The 23,664-nt window shown below is 64.2% G+C and carries 23 protein-coding genes; 12 read left to right on the forward strand and 11 right to left on the reverse strand.

Annotated features, from left to right (window positions below; all coding sequences use genetic code 11):
- Positions 1-73: 73 nt before the first annotated feature.
- Positions 74-1,051, reverse strand: coding sequence for a substrate-binding domain-containing protein (locus BX591_RS10975; protein ID WP_176343060.1), 978 nt, complete (start codon positions 1,049-1,051; stop codon positions 74-76).
- Between the two features lie 133 nt (positions 1,052-1,184).
- Positions 1,185-2,522, reverse strand: coding sequence for a leucine-rich repeat-containing protein kinase family protein (locus BX591_RS10980; RefSeq protein WP_111931122.1), 1,338 nt, complete (start codon positions 2,520-2,522; stop codon positions 1,185-1,187).
- Positions 2,523-2,803: 281 nt separating this feature from the next.
- Here BX591_RS10980 and BX591_RS10985 point away from each other — a divergent pair, with 281 nt between their 5' ends.
- Entirely contained in the window at positions 2,804-3,424 is a 621-nt protein-coding gene (locus BX591_RS10985) for a methylated-DNA--[protein]-cysteine S-methyltransferase (protein WP_111931124.1), read from the forward strand.
- 35 nt (positions 3,425-3,459) lie between these two features.
- Here the strand turns inward: BX591_RS10985 and BX591_RS10990 are convergent, their stop codons facing one another.
- A complete protein-coding gene (locus tag BX591_RS10990; protein WP_111931126.1) occupies positions 3,460-5,058 on the reverse strand; it encodes an alpha/beta hydrolase family protein in 1,599 nt (532 codons plus the stop codon).
- 157 nt (positions 5,059-5,215) lie between these two features.
- The gene (locus tag BX591_RS10995; protein WP_111931128.1) at positions 5,216-6,115 is read right to left on the reverse strand and encodes a LysR family transcriptional regulator; all 900 of its coding nucleotides are present in this window, start codon (positions 6,113-6,115) and stop codon (positions 5,216-5,218) included.
- Positions 6,116-6,276: 161 nt separating this feature from the next.
- Here BX591_RS10995 and BX591_RS11000 point away from each other — a divergent pair, with 161 nt between their 5' ends.
- Both BX591_RS11000 and BX591_RS11005 read left to right on the forward strand, forming a co-directional pair.
- A complete protein-coding gene (locus BX591_RS11000) occupies positions 6,277-7,140 on the forward strand; it encodes an alpha/beta fold hydrolase (protein ID WP_111931130.1) in 864 nt (287 codons plus the stop codon).
- A 63-nt stretch (positions 7,141-7,203) separates the two neighbouring features.
- Complete coding sequence (locus BX591_RS11005; protein ID WP_111931132.1) at positions 7,204-7,950, forward strand: SDR family NAD(P)-dependent oxidoreductase; 747 nt, start codon at positions 7,204-7,206, stop codon at positions 7,948-7,950.
- A 67-nt stretch (positions 7,951-8,017) separates the two neighbouring features.
- Here the strand turns inward: BX591_RS11005 and BX591_RS11010 are convergent, their stop codons facing one another.
- Positions 8,018-8,725 (reverse strand): dienelactone hydrolase family protein, encoded by a 708-nt coding sequence (locus BX591_RS11010; RefSeq protein ID WP_111931521.1) that lies wholly within the window; start codon positions 8,723-8,725, stop codon positions 8,018-8,020.
- Positions 8,726-8,965: 240 nt separating this feature from the next.
- On the opposite strand from BX591_RS11010, the gene BX591_RS11015 reads away from it, so the two are divergent.
- The 5 genes from BX591_RS11015 (at position 8,966) to BX591_RS11035 (ending at position 15,381) form a co-directional block, all read left to right on the forward strand.
- On the forward strand, positions 8,966-9,973 hold the full coding sequence (locus tag BX591_RS11015) for a type 2 periplasmic-binding domain-containing protein (protein ID WP_111931134.1): 1,008 nt from the start codon (positions 8,966-8,968) through the stop codon (positions 9,971-9,973).
- A 126-nt stretch (positions 9,974-10,099) separates the two neighbouring features.
- Positions 10,100-10,498 (forward strand): hypothetical protein, encoded by a 399-nt coding sequence (locus BX591_RS11020; protein ID WP_146749753.1) that lies wholly within the window; start codon positions 10,100-10,102, stop codon positions 10,496-10,498.
- A gap of 76 nt (positions 10,499-10,574) precedes the next feature.
- On the forward strand, positions 10,575-12,725 hold the full coding sequence (locus BX591_RS11025; protein WP_338068891.1) for an ATP-binding protein: 2,151 nt from the start codon (positions 10,575-10,577) through the stop codon (positions 12,723-12,725).
- The gene (locus tag BX591_RS11030) at positions 12,722-14,752 is read left to right on the forward strand and encodes a hybrid sensor histidine kinase/response regulator (protein ID WP_111931140.1); all 2,031 of its coding nucleotides are present in this window, start codon (positions 12,722-12,724) and stop codon (positions 14,750-14,752) included. Before BX591_RS11025 ends, BX591_RS11030 begins: the two co-directional genes overlap by 4 nt.
- Complete coding sequence (locus tag BX591_RS11035) at positions 14,749-15,381, forward strand: response regulator (protein WP_111931142.1); 633 nt, start codon at positions 14,749-14,751, stop codon at positions 15,379-15,381. Before BX591_RS11030 ends, BX591_RS11035 begins: the two co-directional genes overlap by 4 nt.
- A gap of 463 nt (positions 15,382-15,844) precedes the next feature.
- Here the strand turns inward: BX591_RS11035 and BX591_RS11040 are convergent, their stop codons facing one another.
- The 4 genes from BX591_RS11040 to BX591_RS11055 are packed head-to-tail and all read right to left on the reverse strand — an operon-like array spanning position 15,845 to position 18,252.
- A complete protein-coding gene (locus tag BX591_RS11040; RefSeq protein WP_111931144.1) occupies positions 15,845-16,318 on the reverse strand; it encodes a DoxX family protein in 474 nt (157 codons plus the stop codon).
- A gap of 26 nt (positions 16,319-16,344) precedes the next feature.
- Positions 16,345-17,112, reverse strand: a complete 768-nt coding sequence (locus BX591_RS11045) for an HvfC/BufC N-terminal domain-containing protein (RefSeq protein ID WP_111931146.1) — start codon at positions 17,110-17,112, stop codon at positions 16,345-16,347.
- Positions 17,109-17,951 carry an MNIO family bufferin maturase gene (gene bufB, locus BX591_RS11050; protein ID WP_111931148.1) on the reverse strand — a complete coding sequence of 281 codons (843 nt, stop codon included), beginning with the start codon at positions 17,949-17,951 and terminating at the stop codon, positions 17,109-17,111. Before bufB ends, BX591_RS11045 begins: the two co-directional genes overlap by 4 nt.
- 22 nt (positions 17,952-17,973) lie before the next feature.
- The gene (locus BX591_RS11055; RefSeq protein ID WP_111931150.1) at positions 17,974-18,252 is read right to left on the reverse strand and encodes a BufA1 family periplasmic bufferin-type metallophore; all 279 of its coding nucleotides are present in this window, start codon (positions 18,250-18,252) and stop codon (positions 17,974-17,976) included.
- Here BX591_RS11055 and BX591_RS36440 point away from each other — a divergent pair.
- From BX591_RS36440 to BX591_RS11070, 4 genes are all read left to right on the forward strand, one after another.
- On the forward strand, positions 18,251-18,457 hold the full coding sequence (locus BX591_RS36440; RefSeq protein WP_167444527.1) for a hypothetical protein: 207 nt from the start codon (positions 18,251-18,253) through the stop codon (positions 18,455-18,457). The genes BX591_RS11055 and BX591_RS36440 overlap by 2 nt on opposite strands.
- Before the next feature lie 156 nt (positions 18,458-18,613).
- Positions 18,614-19,186 carry a sigma-70 family RNA polymerase sigma factor gene (locus BX591_RS11060; RefSeq protein ID WP_111931152.1) on the forward strand — a complete coding sequence of 191 codons (573 nt, stop codon included), beginning with the start codon at positions 18,614-18,616 and terminating at the stop codon, positions 19,184-19,186.
- A complete protein-coding gene (locus BX591_RS11065) occupies positions 19,183-19,827 on the forward strand; it encodes a DUF1109 domain-containing protein (RefSeq protein WP_111931154.1) in 645 nt (214 codons plus the stop codon). The genes BX591_RS11060 and BX591_RS11065 overlap by 4 nt, the downstream gene beginning before the upstream one ends.
- Positions 19,828-19,854: 27 nt before the next feature.
- A complete protein-coding gene (locus BX591_RS11070; RefSeq protein WP_111931156.1) occupies positions 19,855-20,766 on the forward strand; it encodes a patatin-like phospholipase family protein in 912 nt (303 codons plus the stop codon).
- A 53-nt stretch (positions 20,767-20,819) separates the two neighbouring features.
- Here the strand turns inward: BX591_RS11070 and BX591_RS11075 are convergent, their stop codons facing one another.
- Positions 20,820-21,785 (reverse strand): porin, encoded by a 966-nt coding sequence (locus BX591_RS11075; protein ID WP_111931523.1) that lies wholly within the window; start codon positions 21,783-21,785, stop codon positions 20,820-20,822.
- Between the two features lie 222 nt (positions 21,786-22,007).
- On the reverse strand, positions 22,008-23,645 hold the full coding sequence (locus BX591_RS11080; RefSeq protein WP_111931158.1) for a methyl-accepting chemotaxis protein: 1,638 nt from the start codon (positions 23,643-23,645) through the stop codon (positions 22,008-22,010).
- Positions 23,646-23,664 lie beyond the last annotated feature (19 nt).

A 23,664-nucleotide genomic window follows, 5' to 3' on the forward strand; every position in this document is an offset into this window, starting at 1 on the left:
TTAAGTAGCGATTAAATGCCGCCCGTGCAATGCAACGTGCGCAAGCCCTGCGACGCGACGCGTTGCACGCCCTTCAACGCACCGGCGCCGTGACCAGTTGCAACGGCGTCTCGATCACCTTCGACAAATCACCTTCCCTTCTCTGCTCGGTGACGGCTTTCAATGCCACGTCGAGCCCGAACACGGCCTGGCGGTCCGCGAACTGATCGATGGTGGCGAGCACGCGGCCGTCGGCAATCAACGGTCTGATCGCTTCGATATCGTTATAACCGGTGATCGACACGCCGCCGGTTCGGCCCGCGTCGCGCACCGCATCGACCGCGCCCATCGCCATGTTGTCGTTGCCGCACAGCAACCCGCGCAGTTGCGGATGCTCGCCGAGCATTGCCGCCGCCGCGTCGCGGCCTTTGCCGTAATCCCAGTTGCCCGATTGCACCGCGACCACCTCGATGCCCGCCGCGCTCATCGCCTCCCGGCCGCCCGCCGTGCGCTGCTGGGCGTTGCGATCCGCCGCAATACCTTCGATGATCCCCACCTGGTCGCCCGCCTTGAGCCGGCCGGCCAGCACCTTCCCCACCTGCAGCGCGCCCTTGCGATTGTTCGGCCCGACGAACGGCACGGAAATACCGGCTGCGTCCTGCGACGCATCGTCGAGCGGATTGTCGATCGTGATGACGATAATGCCGGCCTTGATGCCGCGTGCGATCACCGGCGTCAGCGCTTTCGAGTCGGTCGGCGCGATCACGATCGCGTCCATCTTCGCGCGGATCATGTCCTCGACCATGCGGATCTGCACCGCCGTGTCGCCTTCCGACGCCGTGCCACGCACCGTCAAACCGAATTGCGATGCGTAATGCTGCTGGTAGTTCTGCGCGGCGTTCTGCATGGCCACCGTGAACGGATCGGCGAGCGACTTCAGCACGAGGCCGATCTTCAGCTTGCCGCCTTGCAGCGCCTGAACCGCCGGCGATATCGCCAAACCGGCGGCGGCCAGCGCACCGCCGAACAGCACGCGACGGCGCATGCCCAAACTCGGATTCTCCTGGGGCATCGCCCAGCAAGACTTCCTTCGGGCCGTCTTGTGCGTCATGGACGTTTTCCTCCTCGGCAGATCTGACGAAACGCGATTGCGCGGCTTGATCCCTGACGGCCACCGCGCTCGCATGCTCGCAGGGCGGCAAGCATCAGGCCGGCTTTAACGCGAGCAAGGCCGCCGCGATGTCGTCGAACAGCGGACGGCTGCCGATGTCTTCGCTCAGGCAATTGTCCTTCAACTGCGCGAGCTTCGCCGCTACGTCGGCCTGCGTGTCGAGCCAGTCGCAGCGTTCGAGCAACTCGTCGAGCAGGCAACCGTAAGCGCGCACTTCGAGGCGCTGCAGCGCGACGGCGGTGTGCGCCTCTTCCGTGCGATAGATCGATGCCGCGCCGAAATCGCCTAGCAGCGCATGCCCCTGACCGTCGTACAGAATATTGTGCGCGTACAGATCGCCATGCATGATGCCGCGCCGATGCAAATGACTCGCCGCCGCTGCAATGCCTTGCGCAATCGCCCACGCGGACGCCGGATCAAAACGCGTGCCCGCGGCGTAGATGTCGCGCGTACACGATTCGAGGCTCGGCGGACCGCCCAGGTTGCCGAAACGCGGATCGATCAATTCCATCACGAGGCCGTGCGTGCCCGCTGGATGGTCCGCTACTTTGCCTGCCACCGGGATCAGGTTCGGATGACCGCCGGCCTGGATGCAGGCGGCCATTTCGCAGTCGGGCAAGCCGTCGCTCGTCACCGCGCCCTTGAACAGCTTGACGGCGACCGGCCGCGCGACGCCGCCATGCGGCGCCGACAGTTCCGCGCGATAGATCACGCCGGAAGCGCCTTCGCCCAAGGTCTGCTCGAGTTGCAACGCGTTCCATGGGATCGCCGCGATCGGCGTGTCGACCAGCGCCGACGTTTCCAGCGCTTCGTCGAACGGATTGCCGGCGTACGCGAGCCACGCAAGCCGGGGCAGACGTGTCAGCCAGTCCGGCAATGTGTCGAGCTGGTTCGCCGCGAGACGTATCAGTTCGAGCCGCGTGCAGGCGGCCAGCGTGTCGGGCAACGCACGCAATTGATTGCCGGCCAGCATCAGCTTCTGCAAGTGCGTGCAGCGGCCGATTTCCGCCGGCAGCGCGGCGAGTCGATTGTCGGTGAGCACCAGCCAGCGCAGCAGCGGCGGCAACGCGTTGCCGGACACGTCGCGAATACGGTTGGCCTTGAAGCCGATCATGCTCAGTTGCTCGCATTGCCCCAGTACGGGCGGCAACTCGGTGAACAGGTTGTCGGAAGCGAACAGAATGCGCAGCCTGCTCAGGCGCGGCAAATCATCGGGCAGCGCACTGAGCGCATTGCCGGACAGGTCGAGGACTTCCAGCGTGTCGGCCAGATCGAAAATCTCGCGCGGAAATTCGCGCAGCCCGCACGCCAGTTTGAGGTGGCGCGTACCGGCGAGCTGGCCGGCCCGCAATTGTTCAAGTGTCGTGGTCAAAGTCGTGGTCTGGCTGTCCGTTGCCGGTACGTGTCGTACCGGGGGCCTCAATTCTACTGAGTCGCGACGAGGCGGTCTGCGTTTACGGTTATTAGACTCGTCGACACCAAAACGCCCCATGCTGCACGCACATCTGTCATGCTTTCACACGAATTGGACAGCAAGATCTGGAGCGCGGGCAGCGGGCACGACGTTCACACTGTCGAACATCGGCGCGCACTACGCGACATCGCGGCCTCGCCTACCGGCATGCCGGCCTCCAACCCGCCAGGAGAAACACCGTGACATACGCATACAAGTTGATGGATTCACCCGTCGGTCAGTTGAAGCTCGTCGCCAACGGCGAACGGCTGGCCGCGATTCTGTGGGAAAACGACAAGCCGAACCGGGTTCGTCTCGGTACGCTGATCGAGGCGAACGACCGCCCGATCCTGGTCGAAAGCGAACGGCAATTGAACGAGTATTTCGCCGGCAAACGCCAGGCGTTCGACCTCGCGCTCGACTTTCAGGGCACCGAGTTCCAGAAGAAAGTCTGGCACGCGCTGTTGACGATCCCGTTCGGCCAGACGCGCAGCTACAAGGAAATCGCGCTGCAACTCGGCAATGTCAACGCCGTACGCGCGGTCGGCGCGGCGAACGGCAAGAACCCGATTTCCATCGTGGCGCCGTGCCATCGGGTGATCGGCGCGTCCGGCGATCTGACCGGATTCGCGGGCGGATTGGCAAACAAGATGCTGCTGTTGTCGCTGGAGGCGGGGCAGACTTCGCTGGAAGCGGGAGTGGATGGGGCGATGTCGGTATCGGGTTCGGTATCCGCTCCCGCACATAAGGTCGAAGCGAAAGCCAAGCCTGCACGTCAAGCGCCGGGCGTCGGCACGCAAGCGTCGCTGTTCGGCAATTGAGCGGAAGCGCGCGCTGCGTTGCCGCGCGCGGCTCGTCAAAAGTTCGCGAAGAACGCTCGCGCGGCCACCATGCAGAACGACGCGACCAGTTCGCCGTGATACGCCTGCAACACGGCGGAAGCGCCGCCATCGGTCGCACCGTTCGCCACCGCCTGCTTCGCGAGCGACGCCTTGGCATTCGCGAAGCCCTGCCTGATCGGCGCGTAGGGATCGTTCGGTCCGCTCACAGGCGAGTCCACGTCGAGCACCGAAGTCAGTCCCGCCGGCACCTTGGCGCTCAACCAGTACGCCTGTTCGGTGCGCGCGTTGAAGAAGAACACCGTCGGGTCCGCCGCGCCGCCGCACAGTTGCACGGGCGCTTGCGGTACCCAGTTGCGTAGATCGTTGCGCTTGAACGCCTGGCGCAGCGGGTGCATCGGATTCGCGGCCGTCGTCAAGCTTGGCGTCGGCTGCGGGAATGCGCCATCGGGATGGGCGGCGGCGTCTTCCAGAAGCCCCAGGCGATAGGCGTTGCGCACGAGGTTGGCGTCGCCGAATCCCGCAGCGGACACCGGCTTCAACGCGACCGGCACGAGCGGCGGCGCAGCGGGCGGCGTCATCGCAGCGAATTGCGGCGCGGGCGGCACGCTGCTGAAGAGCTGGGTCGGCGGCAATTTTTTCGCGGCGAAGAGCGCGTCGAGCGATTGCAGACTCGGCAGCAAGGTCTCGATACCCGGCGCGTACGCCGCCTCATAAAAGTCGCCAGGCTTGCGATAAATGTTCCCGTAGGCGCGCTGATAACCCGTCACGATCAACGTCGTGAAGAGTGTCGAACCCACGTTGACTTCGCCTTCGATCAACGCGTCCGCGGTCGCGGCCAACGCGTACGGACCCGATCCCGGCGCCGACGCGGTCACTTTCACGCCCGCTGCCTGCAACGCGCGATGCGTCGCCAGCGCCACGAAGCCGCCCTGCGAATAGCCGGTCACGAACAGCTTGCCGTTCTCGCGTGTTCTCTGTCCGCGCTTCGTGTCGTTCAGCACCCGACGCGCGGCCTGCAACGAGTCGATCACATCGGCGGATTGCTGGTCGGCGTTCAGATAGGGGTGATACGGCAGATCGGAGCCGGCATAGCCCGCGTAGTTGCTCGCCACCACGATGTAGCCCTGAGCCGCGTACATCGCCGCCACGGCGAGGCCTTCGCCGGCGCCGTCCGTGTTGGCGGGGTCCGTTTGCGTGATGTCGGCGAGGTTGTAGTGGCGGTAGGGCGTGGTGCCGTGCGCGTAGATCATCAGCGGACGCGGCCCGCTGCACGCGGCTGAGTGTCCGGTCGGGAGCATCAGCGCGCCGCTCGCCTGGGTCGACTCGCCTGCGCCGCCGATCGTGCCGTAGCGGAACGTCACGATCTCGACGCCGCAAGCGGGCTTACCGGCAATCTGCGCGAGCTGCTGGCCGGAGGCATTCGACGCCAGCATCCTTGCAAACGCCGCGGCGCTGAGCCGAAGCGACACGCGATGATCGAGCAACTGGCCGCGAGCCTTGCAACCGGTGTCACAAGCAGAACCCGAGCCGGCCTGCGCACCGACGCTGCCACTAACGCCCAACGTGAAACCGATCAGCAGCCCGAGGGCGGCGTTTCGCATCGCTACACGCATGTGAGGCTCCGTTTTGTTGGTATGACAACGAATGCGAATGGTCGGCTCGGCAAGGTGAAACGAGTATAGGTGAAGCGATCCGCAAGCCGCTAGCGCGACGTCACGACAAAGCTGCAGAGCGGCAGGACGGCAATGCGGTGAACCGCTCACGCAAGCCTCAACGCGCCGCCGTGATGACCGACGTCACCAGTTCTTCCGCGCGCGACAAAAACAGCTTCAGCACCGGCGACGTATTCGCACGGCTATAACCGATCGCCAGATCCACACACGGCGCGTCGCCTTCGAGCGGACGGCTCACGACCGACCACGGCAGCAGGTTGTTCGCATACTCCGGCATCAACGCGAGTCCGCGCGTGGACGCCACCAGCGACATGGCCATGGCCAGATTGTCGACGCCATGTTCGGGCGTGAGCGTCACACCACTCTCCCGCAGATACCGTTCGATCACGTCGTGCAGCACCTTCGCCTTGTTCGACGCCATGATGAACGTCTCGCCGACGAAATCTGCCGGGCGGATCGTGGCGCGCGCGGTCAAGCGGTGATCGCTCGGCATCAGCACGACGAGCTTTTCGCGGTACACCACCTTGTAATCGAGATCGAAGCCCGGCTCGGTGCGCAGAAACGCAAGGTCGAGCTTGCCGCGCGCGAGCGCATCGGCGAGGTCCGGCGAGTAGTGGCTGGATACCGTGACGTCGATATTCGGCAGTTCGTCGCGCAACACCTGCATGGCGCGCGGCAGCCAGGTCATTTCCTGGCCGGTCAGAAAGCCGAGCGCAAAGACCTGTTTGGCCGGCCGCGACGCACGGCGCGCGGCCTCGGTGGCCGCGTCGACCTGCGTCAGCGCGAGCCGCGCATGGTCGAGAAAGGCCTTGCCCGCCGCGGTCAGTTCGACCCCGCGCGCGCTGCGGATGAACAAGGCCGCGCCGACCTCGTCCTCCAGATCGCGAATCTGCCGGCTCAGCGACGGCTGCGACGTATGCAAACGCCGCTCCGCCGCTACCGTCAGGCTGCCCGTCTCGGCGACGGCCACGAAATACCGCAGATGTCTCAACTCCATGGGTCCTTTTGGCGAGATATGCCTCATAGGCATGCCCGCCAGCCTACGAAGTCTTTTTCCTTTGCGCAAGCCCCCACTACATTAACCATCAGAGCGCGACGCAACGCACTCAGCACCGCCGGCGCACCATACCTTTTATCTATATCGAAGAGGAACCTGAAATGACGGCACACACGCACCTGACCGCCCCGACCCAGTTCGTCGAAGCGAGCGGCATCCGCTTCGCGTATCGCCGCTTCGGCAAGACCGGCGGCGTACCGCTCGTGTTCAACATTCATTTCACCGGCACGATGGACCACTGGGACCCGGCCGTGACCGACGGCCTCGCGCAAAGCCGCGAAGTGATACTGTTCAATAACGCCGGTATCTCCAGCAGCTCCGGCGAGGTGCCGGAATCGATCGAGGCGATGGCCGCCAACGCCGCCGCGTTCATCAAGGCGCTCGGCCTGACGCAGGTCGACGTGCTCGGTTTTTCGATGGGCGGGTTGATCGCGCAGACGCTGGCGATCGCCGAGCCGAAGCTGGTACGCCGCTTGATTCTGGTCGGCACGGGCCCGCGCAGCGGTGAAGCGATGGAATCGCTCACGCCGGAAGCGCAGGACATTTTCGGCGCGACTTATGCCGAGCCGGACCATCTGTGGCTGCGCGTGCACTTCTCGCCATCGGCCGCGAGCCAGGCCGCGGGTCGCGAGTTCCTGCAGCGTTTCCGGCTGCGCACCGAAGGACGCGACCCGGAAGCCAACGAGAAGGTCGCGCCGGCCCAACTCGCCGCGCTCGCCAAATGGGGTGCGCCGCGTCCGACACCGTTCGACTATCTGCACGACCTGAAGCAACCCACCTTGGTGGTCAACGGCGACAACGACGTGATCATCTACTCGATCAATTCGTGGATTCTTCAGCAGAACCTGCCGAACGCTCAACTGATCATTTACCCCGACGCGAACCACGGCTCGCTGTACCAGTACCCGCAGCGCTTCGTCGCACACGTGGCGCAGTTCCTGGCGGAAGACAGCGCAGCCGCCTAAGCGCGCTCAAGCGACGCAAGCCACCCAATCCATCGATTCGATTCATCTAACCGGAGTCTCGTCATGAACAACCTCACAGGAAAAACCGCGCTCGTCACGGGCGCTTCACGCGGCATCGGCCGCGCCAGCGCGCTCGCGCTCGCCCAGGCCGGCGCGCAGGTGCTGGTTCACTACAGCAGTGGAGAGAAGGAAGCGGACGCCGTGGTCGCCGACATTCGCGCGGCCGGCGGCAATGCGCAGAAGGTTGCCGCGAATCTACGCCAAGCCGACGGTCCGCACGAACTGGCCAAACAGGTGCGCGCGGTGATTGGCCATCGGCTGGATATTCTGGTGGCGAACGCCGGTATTTCGAAAGCGGCGAGCATTGAAGACACGACTGTCGAGGATTTCGACAATCTGTTCGCCGTGAATGTGCGTGCGCCGTTCTTTCTCGTGCAACAACTCTTGCCGGTGATGTGCAAGGGCAGCAGCGTGGTGCTGCTGTCGTCGCTCGCCGCACGCGCCGCGGTCGGCACGCTGCCCGCTTATGCCGCGACCAAGGGCGCGGTGGATACGCTCGTCAGGCATTTTGCGTCCGCGCTCGGCGAACGCGGCATTCGTGTGAATGCGGTGGCGCCGGGGGTCGTTGAAACCGACATGTCCAATTTCACGAAAACCGATTCGGGACGCGAGGTCACACTGAACATGCAGGCCTTGAAACGGGTCGCGCAACCGGACGACATTGGCGGCGCCGTGGCCTTCCTGGCCTCCGACGCTGCGCGCTGGATCACCGGCGAAACGCTGCACGTGGACGGCGGCTCGAAGCTCTGAGCCCGACACGCACAACATGCCAGGCCCTAGCTCGCACGCGCCGCCCGGTGACCGGCCGACCCGCCGGTCACTTCCACATCGTGCGACCGAAAAAGGTCAGCGTGCGATCCCACGCCTGCTGCGCCCAGACCGGATCGAATTGGGTCTGCGGAATCCGGCTGTAACCGACCGCCGTTTCGTTGGCAAACGCGTGATGCGCGAGATAACGATGGAATTCGACGTCGACGTTCGCTTCGGTCAGCTTCTTTTCCAGCGCGTCGACCGTTTCCGCGGCGAAAAACTGGTCTTGCGTCGCCCAGTGGCCAATCACCGGCACCTTGATTTTCGATGCGTCGATATAGTCCAGCGGCGGAAAGCCGTACCACACCACGCCGGCCGCCACTTCGGGGATATTGGATAGCGCGAGCAAGGTGAGCGCGCCACCCATGCAATAACCGGTCACCGCCACCTTATCCGCCTGCTGCTTCAGGTATTGAACCGCGCCGCGCACGTCTTGCGTGGCGGCGTCGCCGAAATCGAGCGCGCTCATCAAATGGTGGGCCTCTTCCTGTTCGACGGTCGACTTGCCGCGATACAGGTCGGGCACCAGCGCCAGATAACCGGCCAGCGCGAGCCGGTCGGCGACGCCGCGAATCTGGTCATTCAGACCCCACCACTCCTGAATCACGACGACGGCGGGCGCACCCTCCAGTTTCGCCGGCTTCGCGAGATAGCCTTGCAACGGCTTGCCGTCAGGCCGGTTAAAAGTGACCATCGATCCGTGTGGCTGTGTCATCGGGTTCTCCTCGGGGTAGACGAAGCCGCTAGCATAGCGCCAGTACCACGAGTTCTGCCGGCGGCCTGCCATCCCGCGAGTCGAGCGAGAGTCGTGCGAGATCCGGGCAAGAAGCGTGCGATCGTGGCCCCACCCACGGTCGGCCTGGTATCTTTGCACCGGGGCAACGATCGAATTTTGCGAAACCCGCCAGTCGCTCTCATACTGCCGGCTACCTATCGCTTCCGGTTCAGGTCAGTCATGGTCGTACCCGAGTTCGTCGACGCCATCCACCGCTACGGAATGGGCGCCTCCCTGAAACTGTTGGTTGCGCTGTCCGTCATTGCCGCCGTGCTGTTCGGTTCCGCGTTCGGCGCCACGGTTGCCCCTGCTTCGTCTCCCGCCGCTCGACCCGCGAACGTCACGAACGTCACGAACGTCACGCACGTCCGGATTCTTCGCATTCCCGGCGACACCGTGCGCGAAGGCCGCTGGGCTTTTCTGATCACCGCGCTGGACCACACCGTGCCGGCTTACGGCCCCTACGTGATCGACAGCTATTCGGCGGCCATGTCGGCACGGCGCGAGATCGACGAGGTGATCGCAGGACGCCTGATCAATGTGCTGGCCAGCGAACCCGGCCACCATGAACTCGATGCCGCCACCATTCCGATTCCCATTCCGATCGACCGTGGTCTGCTCGGCTATCGCGTGGCGCTCATCAACGAAGGGCAGCAGGCGAAATTCAACGCGGTCCACGACCTCGCGGGCCTGCGAACGCTGACGGTCGGTCAGGGCCAGGATTGGGGCGATGTGCCGGTGTACCGGCTGGCGGGCGTACCGCTCGTCACGGCGAGCCGCTACGACCTGCTGTTTCCGATGCTGGCCGATCACCGCTTCGATATGTTTCCGCGCGGCGTGCTTGAAATCACGCGCGAGTTGAAGGCGTTTCAAACGGCTTTTCCACAGATGCGGATCGAATCCCATCTACTGATCCGCTACCCGTACGCGCAGTTTTTCTACGTCAGCAAAGACGCCCCGGTGCTCGCGAAGCGAATCAACGACGGCCTCGAAGCCATGCTGAAGGACGGCAGCTTCGACGCGCTGTTCCGCGCGTATTTCTCGCGCAGCATCGCCGACCTGCATCTCGACCAGCGCGTGCTGATCGACCTGAAGAATCCGTTTCTGCCCGCGTGGGTGCCGTTGGATCGCAAAGCGCTCTGGCTCGATCCATTCGTCGGCAATAAGCGTCCATGCAGGATCGACTGATAACGCCTCAGGATTTCCTGACCAGCGAATCAGCAAACCGGCCGCGCAGAGTCCGCGCCGCCTGACGTTCAGCAGCCGGCGGCGCGTTTAAAGTGGAGCATCCCCTTGCTTTGCCGGATGACCGTCATGCCCAACTATTTTTTGCAGCGCAAAAAGACGGTCAATCGCATCGACGCGCTGTGCGCGGCACTGTTCGAACTTTGGTGTGAGGAGAAAAAACGTGTACCGCTCGCCTATCTTTTGCACTGCTGGCCATTAACCGGGCACGATCCGGTGTCGGTCAAAAAGATCGCCGACGCGCTGTCGGATCTGTCGCAATTCCAGGCCAGTTTGCTCAGCCCCGGCGCCTCGCAGATGATCCGCGAGGTCATCGGCAACGTGCGCGAGATCATCGGCGAGGCGGCCCCGCCGGGCACGCCGGCGGCGAACGGCGCCGGCATCATGTGGACGCGGGTCCGCCTCGGTAGTCCGGCCGCCACGTTGGCCGCCTTCACAAAAGCCGATTTCCTCGACGGCCCCTTATAGACCGCAATTTGCCTGCAAGTGCAAAATACAAACACAAGAATCACAGCACCTGCGGGGAATCATGGTGGTCAATAGCTTGAGTTCTCTCCTGGCCTCGACCGGCCGGCTCCGGCATAGCGTCGTGCTGCGACTGCTAGCCATCGTGCTGCTGTTCAGTTGCGCTGTCACCTTGATGCTGACCGCGCTCCAGCTCTACCGCGACTACGGCCGCGGCGTCGACGCGATCGAGACCCGTCTGGCCGATATCGACCGAAGCAATCGCGACAGTCTTGGCGAAGCGCTGTGGCAACTGAACCGCACCGAACTTCAATTGCAGCTGAACGGGATTTTGCGGCTCGCCGACATGCGTGCCGCCGAAGTACGCGAAACCGGTTCGAGCGCCGCCCCGCTGGTGGTGACGGCCGGCACGCCCGCAAGCGGCGCCGTGATCGCCCGCGAATTTCCGATCTTTTACCGGATTCACGGCGTGCAGCAGAAAATCGGCAGCCTGTACGTGCAGGCGACGCTCGACAACCTGTATCACGCGCTCACGCAAACCGCGCTGGTGATTCTCGTGAGCCAGGCGGCGTACACGTTTGTCGTCGCGCTGTTCACCATTTACATCATCTCGCGTCTCGTGACCCGCCATCTCGCCACGATTGCGCGGCAGGTCGGTCAGTACGATTTTCGCTCGGCGCACCAGCCGTTCGCCCTGCCGCGCCCACAGCCGCGCTGGCCCGACGAACTCGACCGTGTGGTCACCGCGTTCAACAACATGGGGCCGCGGCTGCACGAGGCGTATCTGGTGGAACGCGACGCCGCCGCGCAACGCGAGGCGCGGCATCTGGCCGAGGCGGCCAATCGGGCCAAGAGCGCGTTTCTCGCGAACATGAGCCACGAACTGCGTACGCCGCTGAACGGCATTCTCGGTTATACGCAGATTTTGCTACGCGACGGCAGCCAGAGCGAACGCCAGCGCCACGCGGTCGAAGCCATTCACCGCAGCGGCGAACATCTGCTGGCGCTGATCGACGACACGCTCGACTTCGCGCGCATCGAGGCCGGCAAGCTGCGCATTGAAATGACCGACGTGCCGCTGCCGAGGGTGCTCGACACGATCCGCGAAATTATCGGCGTAAGGGCGGAGCAGAAGCGCCTGAGCTTCACCTGCGACATCGCGCCCGGTCTGGCCTGCGCGGTTCGCGCCGACGAACAGCGCTTGCGGCAGGTGCTGCTGAACCTGCTCGCGAATGCGCTGCGCTTCACGGACGCGGGACAGGTCAGCCTCAACGTGGAGCGGGCGCCTTCCGGCGCGGTGCGTTTCCGCGTGCTCGACACCGGCATCGGTATTTCGCCGGCCAAACTGAGCAGCATTTTCGAGCCGTTCGAGCAGGCCGGCAGCGCCGCCCGGCGCGCCGGCGGCGTTGGTCTTGGCCTTGCGATCAGCCAGCAACTGGTGCGCGCGATGGGCGGCGAAATCCGCGCCGACAGCGAGCCCGGCCATGGCAGCACGTTCTGGTTCGATCTGGCGGCCGCCACGATCGACTCCGCCGAGGCACGCAGTGCCGCGCCGGCTACCTCGTCGCAGCGTGTGATCGGCTATGCGGGCCCGCGCCGCTCCGTGCTGGTGATCGACGATGAACCCGTCAATCGCGCGTTCGTGAGCGAGTTTCTGCAGCAGTTGGGGTTCGACGTGTGCAAGGCCGCCGGCGGCCGCGAAGGCATTGCGATGGCGCGCCAGGAACCGCCGTCGCTCGTCATGACGGACATCCTGATGCCCGACATGGACGGCTTCGAAACGACCCGCCGCTTGCGGCGTCTGCCCGGCTGCCATGACATGCCGATCATCGCGATGTCGGCGAATCCGTCGTGGAGCGGCGAGAAACGCTGCCTGCATGCGGGCGCGAACGCGTTTCTGCCGAAGCCGGTCGAATTCGACCGGTTGCAGGCGCATCTTGCCGATCTGCTCGCGCTGGAATGGCGCCGCGCGCCGCCCACGGACGCCATGCCGGTCGAGCCGCCGCCGGAACCCTCGCCCGCCTTGTCGACCGCCGAAATGGAAAATCTGCACCGGCTGGCCCGTCTCGGCGACATGCGCGCGATCGCCGCGTGGGCCGACCGGATGACGGCGCTCGACGCGCGCAACCTGCCCTTCGCGGCTCAACTGCGCGGGCTGGTGAAGGACTATCAGTCGAAAGCGATTCTGCTGCTCGTCGAGGGCCATCTCGACCGGAGGCGCGCTTCATGAACGCAAACGCGAACGCAAGCGGAAACGCAAACCCGGCGCAGCCGGCCACCATCCTGGTCGTGGACGACGCGCCGATCAACATCGGCGTGGTGGTCGACAGTCTCGAAGACGAGGGCTTTCGCGTACTGATCGCGTTGGACGGCGAGGAAGCCCTCGAACGCGCGCATTTTTCGCAGCCCGATCTGATTCTGCTCGACGTGAAGATGCCGGGCATCGACGGCTTCGAAACCTGTCGCCGTCTCAAGCGCGAAGACCAGACTCGCGAGATTCCGGTGATCTTCATGACCTCGCTGGGCGAACCCGACGACCTCGTGGAAGGCTTTTCGGCCGGCGGCATCGACTATGTGACCAAGCCGTTCCAGATTGCCGAAATGCTGGCGCGAATCCGCACGCACCTTGCATTGCGCGCGCTGCACAAGCAGTTGCGCACGCAGAACGTACGGCTCTCGAACGAGGTCGCGGCGCACCGCGAGGAACAGGCTGCGTTATCGCGCGTGCGCGACGAACTCGAAATCCGCGTCGCCGAGCGGACCAGCCAGTTGGCCCGCGCGAACGCCAACCTGCTGAGCGAAATCGACGAACGCAAACGGACCGAAACCAAGCTCGTGTCGAGCGAAACGCGCTTTCGCACGATCGTCGAAACCAGCCCGGTGCCGCTGTGCATCACGTCCATGCACGACGGCCGCGTGCTGTATATGAACGCGCCATTTCGCTGGCTGTTCGCACTCGACAAGGCATGGCGCGGCGTCACCTACATCGGCGATTTTTACGTCGACCCGACCGAGCGCGACCGCACGATCGCCTTGATGCGCGCCGAAGGCGGCTTCACCAACGCCGAAATCCAGTTCAAGGATTCGACGGGCGCCAGCTTCTGGGCGGTCGCCACCGCCCGTATGGCCACCTTCGACGACGCGCCCGCGATCTACGTCGGCTTCAACGACGTCACCGCGCGCAAGCAGGCGGAAGAAATGCTGCGTGCGAGCGAAGCGAGTCTCGCGAACGCGCAACGGCTCGCCAAACTCGGCGACTGGGAATGGAACGTCAGCGACGGCACGACCCACTGGTCGTACGAGATGTACCGGATTCTCGGTCTCGAACCGAACGGCGTGCGTCCGAACCTGCGCACGCTGCGCGCCGCCCTGTATCCGGACGATCGCGCCGCGGTGCGACATGCGGTGCATGCGGTGATCGCCGGCCGGGAGCCGCAGTTTCTCGATTGCCGTCTGAGCGGCAGCGGCGGCGAGCCGCGCATCGTGCAACTGCACGTGGAATGCTCGAGCGGTGGACTCGGGCAGCCGCTCACGCTGGTCGGCACGATTCAGGACATCACCGAACGCAAGCGCGTCGAACAGGAACTGCTCGAATCGCGCGAACGGCTGCGGGAATTGTCGGCGTATATGGAAGCGGTGCGCGAAGAAGAACGCAAACGGATTGCGATGGAAATTCACGACGAACTGGGCCAGTTGCTGACCGCGCTGAAAATGGACGTGTCGTTACTGCGCATGCGCCTCGTCAGCGATTCGGAAGCGGCCCGCAAGACCGACGACATGCGCGAGCTCGTCGAAAAGACCATCTGGATGGTGCGCAATGTCGCCAGCCACCTCCGGCCGGCCGCGCTCAACTTCGGCGTCGTGTCGGCGCTCGAATGGCTGGTCGAAGACTTCGTGCGGCGCAACCAACTGCCATGCAAGCTGGCGATTCACGGCGGCGAACCGGTACTGCCGGACGCCCATGCCACCGCCGTGTTCCGAATCGTGCAGGCTTCGTTGACCAACATCGCGCGCCACGCGCGGGCCTCGCGCGTCGACGTGACGCTTAGCGGCGGTGACGACGCCTTAACCCTCCAGATCGGCGACGACGGCTGCGGCTTCGACCCGGCCGCCGCGCGCCGCCGCTACTCCTACGGTCTGCTGGGTATGAGCGAGCGTGCGCGGCTGATCGGCGCCACGTTGCAGATCGAGAGCGCGCCGGGCGCGGGCACGACCGTCTCGATTCACATCCCGCTGACGAACCGGAACCACCCATGATCAGGATTCTCATTGCAGACGACCACGCGATCGTGCGAGGCGGTTTGAAGCAAATCATCGCGACCACCGCCGACATGATCGTCGCGGACGAAGCCGCCGATGGGGCGGAAGTGCTCGATAAACTGCGCGCCGGCTGTCCCGATCTGCTGCTGCTCGACATGACGATGCCGGGCATCAGCGGTATCGATCTGATCCGGCGCGTGCGGGCCGAGTACACGAGCCTGCCGGTGCTGGTGCTGAGCATTCACAACGAGGCCCAGGTCGTGTCGCGCGCATTGCGCGCGGGCGCCACCGGCTACCTCACGAAAGACAGCGACCCTGAGGTGCTGCTGACCGCGATTCGCAAGCTCGCCGAAGGCGGCCGCTTTATCGATCCGAAACTGGTGGATTCGATGATCTTCGGCACGCACACCGGCGAAACTCCGCCGCACGCCATTCTGTCCGACCGCGAATTCCAAGTACTGCAAGCGTTGGCCGCCGGAAAGAGCATTAACGACATTGCCGAAACCTTCGCACTCAGCGCCAAAACCATCAGCACTCACAAAATGCGCCTGATGCAAAAGCTCGGACTCAGCAATAATTCAGAACTGATTCGCTATGCGATCCGGCATCATCTGAGTACCGAGTGAATGGGCTCAGGAAATCCTTACAGTCTTATCAGGATTTCCCCACACTCAATTGCGAGTGCTCTGACCGACAAAATTTATGATCGGCTTTATGCTTGAACGACTAAGTTTTGGTTTAATATATCGCCTACCGCGGCGGTCCAGTCGGACGGCCAGTTTGTTACGAACTCTCGCAAGCGCCCGCTAGGCCTCGAGATAGCGCAACAAATACTGTATTGCGCTGCGTCAATCGTAAAATTGACCGGCAATCGTCTCTCAGGTTCTGGCATGCAATCCTCGGACGCCAGAGTCTTTAGGCCGACACTCTGTGTCGGCCTTTTTTATTCCGCGACGCTTCTTCGGCCAATGCCAATAGTCACCGGGCGGCCTATTGGGAAACGGCGAATGGATTTTCGCAGCCGCTATTGCGCGTCTTTGCTACGAATAATGAGCGGCTGTCAATAAATGTAAAACGCGAGGGCAGGCACTAACGGATGCCGAACTTACGGTCCAGCGAGAACGCCCCCGCACCGCGCCCGATGATCACCAGCAGCAAGCCGGCCCACGAAAGATGCGTCGGCCATGCGTCCGGATAGACGAAGACCTCGATCACGGTCGTCATGCCGAGCAGCGCGAACGCGGAGAAACGCGAGAACAGACCCAGCACCAGCAGCAACGGAAAAAGATGCTCCGAATACGCGGCAATATGCGCGGCGATCTCCGGCGGCACGAGCGGCAGCTTGTATTCGGTGCGAAACAGTTCGTACGTGCTCGGCGTCAACGTGAGAATGCCGCTCACCTTGGTGCGCCCCGACATGAAGAAGATCGCGGCAATCGCGAAACGCGCTACCAGCGACAACAGCGAGTCGTCGATCAACGCCTGCAGCTTTGCGGCCAGCGCGTTCCAGCGTCCGCGCAACGTGTGGTGCGCGCCGGGCGCCGTGTTCTGGATGGCTTCCATGTGAATCTCCGTGTCGGTCAACGTGTTCAGTGAATGGCAACGTCGATCGCGGCGAATGCGCCCGCCGCGATCAGGTCGCCGAGAAGTTGCATGAAATCGAGCGAGGGCTGCGCGTCGAGCGCGTGCTGCGCGGCGGCGTCGAGTGTTTGCGATGCGGCACATGCGTCGAGAAACGCGCAGCCGCCCGGCCCAAGCGGCCACCACAGCACCGCGCCTTCGGGCCGCGTGAGCAATGCGCCTTCGCCTGACCAGTCGAGTTCAAGCGGCAAGTCGACCGCTTCGCGATTGCAACGCCAGATCGTGTAGGCCGGCTGGTTGGCGAACCAGTGCCAGCGCACGGCGGCGCGCAACGGCAGCGTCAGCCGTCCGAGTGCTTCCGGCGCAAGAGAGGCCAATGCGAGGACGTCGATGCCGGGTTGATCCGCCGCCGCGTGCGTTTCGGTCCACAGGCGGTCGAGCCGCGCGACGTTCGCCAGATAAGGCAGTTCGCGGGCCGGTTCGAAACCGTCCAGAAACGTGGGGAAATCGTGACCGTAGTGCAGCAGCCGCGCCTCCGAAGGCGCTTGCCGGCGCACGTAGATCGCGGCGGCGGCGCGAAACCAGTCTGTGCCGACCAGCCGCTCGACGCTCGGAAAATTTGCCTGCAATGCGTCGATGCAGGCCTTCACCACGTTGTTGCGATACACCGCGAAACCGGGTTGCGCGAGCAGCGAAGCGAGCAAGGGCGACGCCGCGTCGGCGTCGTACAGCGCGCCCGCGAATGCATCCTGGAAGTGGCTGAGCGAGCGGTTCATGCCAGCGCCTCCGTACTCGCCAACCTGCGTTGAGCGATGGCGCGTTCCGTCAGCAGATCGTCGAACGGCGGAATGTGATCGTCGCGTTCTATCAGCGTGGGTCTCGCGCCGATCCGTTCGATAAGGTAACCGTATAAAGACCAGACGTCGTCCGCGACTGGCGCATCGTGCGAGTCGATCAGGAGCGTGGCGGCAGCGTGAGCATCGCGACTATGTCCGGCCAGATGAATTTCCATCACCGCCTCTGCCGGCACCGCGTCGAGATACGACGCCGCGTCGAAGCCCACGTTGTGTGCGCTGATATAGACGTTGTTCACGTCGAGCAGCAAACCGCACCCTGTCGTGCGGCACAGTTCGCCGAGAAACGTCAGCTCGTCCATGTCATGACCGTCGAGCCGAAGATAGTGCGTGGGGTTTTCAATCGCGATGCGCCGCGCCAGCGCATCCTGAGTTCGGGCGATGTTGTCCGCAATGCGCACGAGCGCTTCGCGGGTGCGCGGGAACGGCAGCAGATCGGGGTGATACGCGCCGCGCCACGTAGACCACGCGAGATGCTCCGACACCAGCGCGGGCTCGACGCGATCCGCCAACGCCCGCAGTCTTTGCAGATGAACCGCGTCGGGCGCACTATCCGCCGCCAGCGACAACGACACACCATGCAACGACAGCGGATGACGGCTGCGAATTGCGTCCAGCCACGCGAGGCGTGGGCCGCCGTCGACCATGTAGTTCTCGGGATGAACCTCGAACCACAGACCGTCCGCGTTGCAGTCGTGGGCCTGCGCGTAGTGGTCGGGCTTGAGGCCCAAACCGGCGCCCATGTGGGTTAGCGTCTTCATGATCGGCGAGCGGCGCGGCGAATTACGATGCCATCGGCGAGAGCGAACCCGTGCCGTGCGGCGTCTTGATCGTCGTGCAGGTGCCGGCCGGCACGTTCTTCCACGAATTGCCCTGATAGTCCATCTTCGAGGTGCCCGCGCACGTCGTGCCGGCGCCGGCCTTGCAATCGTTGTGGCCGGCCATCGCCACGCCGTAGCATTTCTCCATCGCGCCGCCTGCGGCCGGTTGGGTTTGAGCGAAAGCGCCGCTAGCGAGCGAAGCGAGGGCGAGAGCGGCGGCAGCGAGTTTAAGGTTGTTCATGATGAGTTCCTCAAGAGACTTCGTTTCAGGTCAAGTAGCAGCGCAGCGGTTCAGGCGGTGCCGGATTCGCTTGCGTTTGCTGGAAGGTAATTCGACGACTTTCGACAACCGGTTACAGCAACGAGAAAAAATTTTTGCAGCTTCTTGCGACCCGGCCGGAATCACGGTGCAGCGTATTGAAGCGATCCCAGCGTTCGGTCTGTGAGCTAATTCGCCGCGACACGCCGTGCGGTTACACGGCAGCGAAAAAAATTTTGCGCATGCCACGCCGATTGCGTTGCGCGGCGGTTTGGGTCCCTGCGTGCGGCAGCGTAAAATCTGCACAAAATAAATTTCACTCTTTGTGTAACCAGAGCGACCGATGGATCGAACTAACGATGACGCGACGTTGCAAATCAAGGAGAAGCACCTGCAGGCGCTGCTTCTCAAAGGCATGGATGGCGACGCAGCGGCGTATCGGCGGTTCCTGTCGGAGTTGAGCACGCACTTGCGCGGATTTCTGAGGAGGCGTTTGCATAGCCAGCCGGGCGATATTGAAGATCTCGTGCAGGAAGTGCTGCTGGCGGTGCACAACGCGCGGCATACCTACCGGCCCGAGGAACCGCTCACCGCCTGGGTTCACGCGATCGCGCGTTACAAGCTGACGGATTACTTTCGGGCGCGCTCGCGTTACGACGCGCTAAACGATCCGCTCGACGACGCCGGCGAATTGCTGGCCGCGCCCGATCTGGAACCGGCGCAGGCCAGACGCGATCTCGGCAAGCTGCTCGAACAGCTGCCCGACCGTCAGCGGCTGCCGATCGTGCACGTCAAGCTAGAAGGGCTCTCCGTGTCGGAGACCGCGCAGATGACGGGCCTGTCGGAATCGGCGGTGAAAATCGGCGTGCACCGTGGGCTCAAGGCGCTGGCTGCAAAGATTCGAGGAACGCGATGAAAACGGACGACTTGATTTCCCTGCTTGCAACGGGCGCCGCGCCGGTCGACCGGCACCTGCTCGCCAGGCGCTTCAGCCTCGCCATGCTGGTCGGCGCGGTCGGCGCGACGCTGCTCGTCGCGGTGCTGCTCGGCGTGCGCCGCGATCTGGCGGAAGTGGCGGCCACGCCGATCTTCTGGGCGAAGATCGCGTTACCGCTGTGCCTGATGCTCGGCGCGCTGCAACTATCCACCCGGCTCGCCCGGCCCGGCACCGCCCTGAGCGCGAGCGGCCGTCTGCTGGTCGCCGTGCCGGTGGCCGTGGTCTGGCTGGCGGGACTGTATGTGGTGATGTCCGCGTCGCCCGACGCACGGCTCGCGCTGGTGCTCGGCAAGACATGGCGCGTCTGCCCGTTCAATATCACGATGCTGTCGGTGCCAGGCTTCATCGCCATTTTCTGGGCGCTCAAGGGACTCGCGCCGACCCGCCTCGCGCTGGCCGGCGCGGCGGGCGGGCTGCTGGCCGGCTCGACCGCCACGCTCGCCTATTGTCTGCATTGTCCCGAGATGGGGATTCCGTTCTGGGGCGCGTGGTACCTGCTGGGCATGCTGGTGCCGACGCTCATCGGTGCATTGCTGGGGCCGCGCCTGTTGCGTTGGTGAGGCGCCCGGCGTGTCGTGGAGACCGTCATGTCATCGATTCAAGCCACGCAGTCCGATCTGCCCGCAAGCACGAAGCGCGCGCCGCTGACCGCGTTCGTGTTCGCGGGCGGCGGTAGTCTCGGTGCGATCGAAGTCGGCATGCTGCGGGAATTGCTGAATCGCGGCGAACGTCCCGGTTGCGTCGTGGGTGCCTCCGCGGGCGCGATCAACGCCGCCTATTTCGCCGGTACGCCGAATGGCGAAGGCGTCGCGGAACTGGAAGCGCTCTGGTGCCGCATCCGCCGCCAGGACATCATGCCGTTTTCGATGCTCGGGCTACTCGACATTCTGCTGCGGCGACGTCCGCATCTGGTGGAAGCCAAGGCACTGCGCGCGTTGCTGGAAAAAAACCTGCGCTACGCCCGCATCGAGCAGGCGGCCTTGCCGCTGCATATCGTCGCGACCGAGGTACTGTCGGGCAACGAAGTCGTCCTCTCGTCCGGCCCGGTGGTCGAAGCGGTGCTTGCCAGCGCGGCGATTCCCGGCGTGTTTCCGCCGGTGCGGATCGACGGTGTGGATCTGGTCGACGGCGGCGTCGCCAACAACACGCCCATTTCAGTCGCGATCGGTCTCGGCGCAACCCGCATCGTCGTGCTGCCGGCCGGCTTTGCGTGCGCGTTGCACGCGCCGCCCTCTAGCGCGATTGGCCAGGCCATGCACGCGCTCACGCTGGTCATTGCGCGGCAACTCCTTCGCGATCTGGAGTTTTACTCGACGCGCGCCGACATCTTCGTCGTACCGCCGCTCTGCCCGCTCGAAATCTCTCCCTACGATTACACGCAATGCGATCGTCTGATCGATCGCGCTGCCGGCAAAACGCGCGAGTGGCTAGATGGGGGCGGCCTGGAGCATGTGTTTATCCCCGGTGAATTGCGACAGCATGCCCATGCGGCGCATTGAGTGCGCTGCGCCGCGAGACAGGCAATAGAAGAACGCTGGCGCTTTCGCGCCGCTCAGAACCGCTGCACCAAACCGAGCTGCACGCCTTTGACCGGCGCGCCGGGATACGCAACCGGCAAGCCGGTCACGTTGACGCCACGTAGCGTAAAGCTGGCATCGTCGTGATTCGCGAGGTACGCGGCGGTGAAATAAAACAGCAGCGTGCGCGACAAGTCGTATTCGAACGAGGCGCTGAACTGATCGGCGCTCGCGCCTTCGCCCGTGAAATCGCGCACGTGCGCATAGCCCAGCGAAGCACGCGCGTAAGCGGACAAGCTGTATTGCGCCGACAGCGCGCCGCCCGCGCCGTGATACAGCGGCGAGCCGCCATCGCCGTTGAAAAACGACAGCCACACACGGACCTTGTCCATCGCATAACTCGCGCCGCCGAGATTGGCGCGCAAGGCAGCGGCGCCATGGGTCTGCTGACGCGCGAACAGCAGCTTGAAGTCGCCGATCCGGTAGCCGGCTGTCACGTAGTAACCGTCGACGCCGTTACCATCGCTCTCCGACGCATCGCGCACGACCATCATGACGGTCGCGTCGAAGCCGCCGACCTGCGGCGACAGATACGTAATCGCGTTATTCGTATAGGGCGTGATCTTCGACAGGTTGTTGAGCCCCGACGCGATCGTGCCGGCGCCGAACGCGTCGAGATCGCCTTTGAACGGGATATAGATCGGCGAATACTGGCGGCCGAAGCGCACTTCGCCCCAATTGCCTCGTGAGCCGATCCATGCCTGGCGGTTGAATATGACCCCCGGCGTTTGCAACGTGCCGTCGGTGGTGCTGAAGCCGTTTTCCAGCGCGAACACCACATAGGTATCGGCGCCGATCGGCTCGGCGCCGCGCAAGCCGATTCGCGAGCCGCGATAAGCGCCCGAGTCGAGACGTGGGGTCCATCCCGAGCCCGGATTGGTGATTTCAACGCTGGTGTCGAGCACGCCGTACAGCGTGACGGCGCCGTTGTCCGCCGCCATCGCGTGATGCAGGGCAGGCGCCAGACCAATCACGCCGATGCATGCGCGCACAACCACATAACGAAACCACGCGACACGCCGCGTTACCGACACGGGCTTACGCAGCGCTACTTTGACTGAAGATGTCGAAATGCGACGCACATGAGATCCTCCAAAGGCTGACCGATTATATTCGGCTCATCCGATGAAAGAGGCAGACATGTCCAGCGCTTTAATGCCGATTCATAGCGCGGCAGCGAGGCCGCGTGCATCCCGGCGGCCGCTGCGCAAATTCGACGGCTGCGGTACGGCCACATGAGTCGAACCATCGCGCAAATGAAAGGTGGAGATCGACACCTGCAGCAGTTTCGCCTGCTCGGTGAGCGTCTGCGCGACGGCGGCCGCCTGTTCGACCAGCGCCGCATTTTGCTGCGTCACGCTATCCATCTGCGTGACGGCGTCGCCCACCTGATCGATGCCCGCGCTTTGTTCGGCAGCCGCGGCGGCGATATCGCGCATGACGCCCGACACTTTCGCGATCGCCTCGCGCGCGTCGTGAATCGTCGCGCCGGTTTTACCGACCAGCCCGGCACCGTTCTCGACCTTTTCCGCCGCACGGCTGATCAGCGTGCGGATCTCTTTCGCGGCTGAGGCGCTGCGCTGCGCGAGCGTGCGCACTTCGCCGGCCACCACCGCGAAACCACGCCCTTCGTCGCCGGCCCGAGCGGCCTCCACCGCCGCGTTGAGCGCGAGGATATTGGTTTGAAATGCAATGCCTTCGATCACGGCGATGATCTCGACCATGCGCTGCGACTCCGCCGACATTTCCTGCATGGTCGACACCGCCTCGGCCGCCATCTCGCCACCACGGTTGACGATCTGTTCCGCGCTCGCCGTGAGACGGCTGGCGGTCTGCGCGTTCTCCGCCGTCTGCCTGACCATCGCGGTCATCTGTTCCATGCTCGCGGCGGTTTCCTGCAGCGACGCCGCCTGACTCTCCGTGCGCGCCGACAAATCCGCATTGCCGCTCGCGATCTCGCGCGCGCCGACCGCGACTTTGTCGGCCGCGCCCTTGATCTGTCCGATCGTATGCGCGAGCGCGTCACGCATGCGCTGCATGTTGAGCAGCAGGCTCGACTCGTCGCCGTGACGGGTCTGGATCGGCACGACCAGATTGCCGCTGCTGATCGCACCAGCCACTTCGGCCACGTAGACCGGGTCGCCGCCTATGGCGCGCTGAATGCTGCGATTGGTGAGGCTCACCAGCGCGGACAGGAGCAGCGCGACGGCCGCAAACACACCGCCGACGAAGTACAGCGACTCCCTGAACGCGGCATCGATATCGTCCACGTAAGCGCCGGTCGCGATGATCCAGTCCCACGGCGCGTAACGCACTACGTAGCCGATCTTGCCGACCGCGGCGGACGGCGGGTCTTGCGGATGCGGAAACACGTAATCCACGAAGCCGCCTTGCGGCGCCTGCGCGACCGTGGCGAACGTCACGTAGTGATGGCGGCCGTCGGCGTCGGCGGTAGCGGCCAGGTCTTTGCCGTTTAGCGCGGGCTTCATTGCATGCATGACCATGCGCGGCGTCGAATCGATCACGAGGAAGTAGCCGTCTTCGCCATAACGAATGCCGCGCAGGCGCTCGAGCGCCTGCTTGCGCGCGTCGGCCTCGCTGAGCGTGCCGCTTTGCGCCAGCGCCGCATATTCGTTGACGATACTGAGGCCCACGTGCGCGACATTCACCAGATCGTGTTTGCGTTCTTCAATGCGCGTCTGACGCGATAGCCACGCTGCCGAGACCGACACGGCAAGCAGTGCGATCAGGCTGACGACGAGCGGCAGCCAGAGTTTCTGCGTGAAACTGAATCGATGCATGCCCACGCCTCGGGTCGGT

The sequence above is a fragment of the Paraburkholderia bryophila genome (assembly GCF_003269035.1).
GTDB classification, from domain to species: domain Bacteria; phylum Pseudomonadota; class Gammaproteobacteria; order Burkholderiales; family Burkholderiaceae; genus Paraburkholderia; species Paraburkholderia bryophila.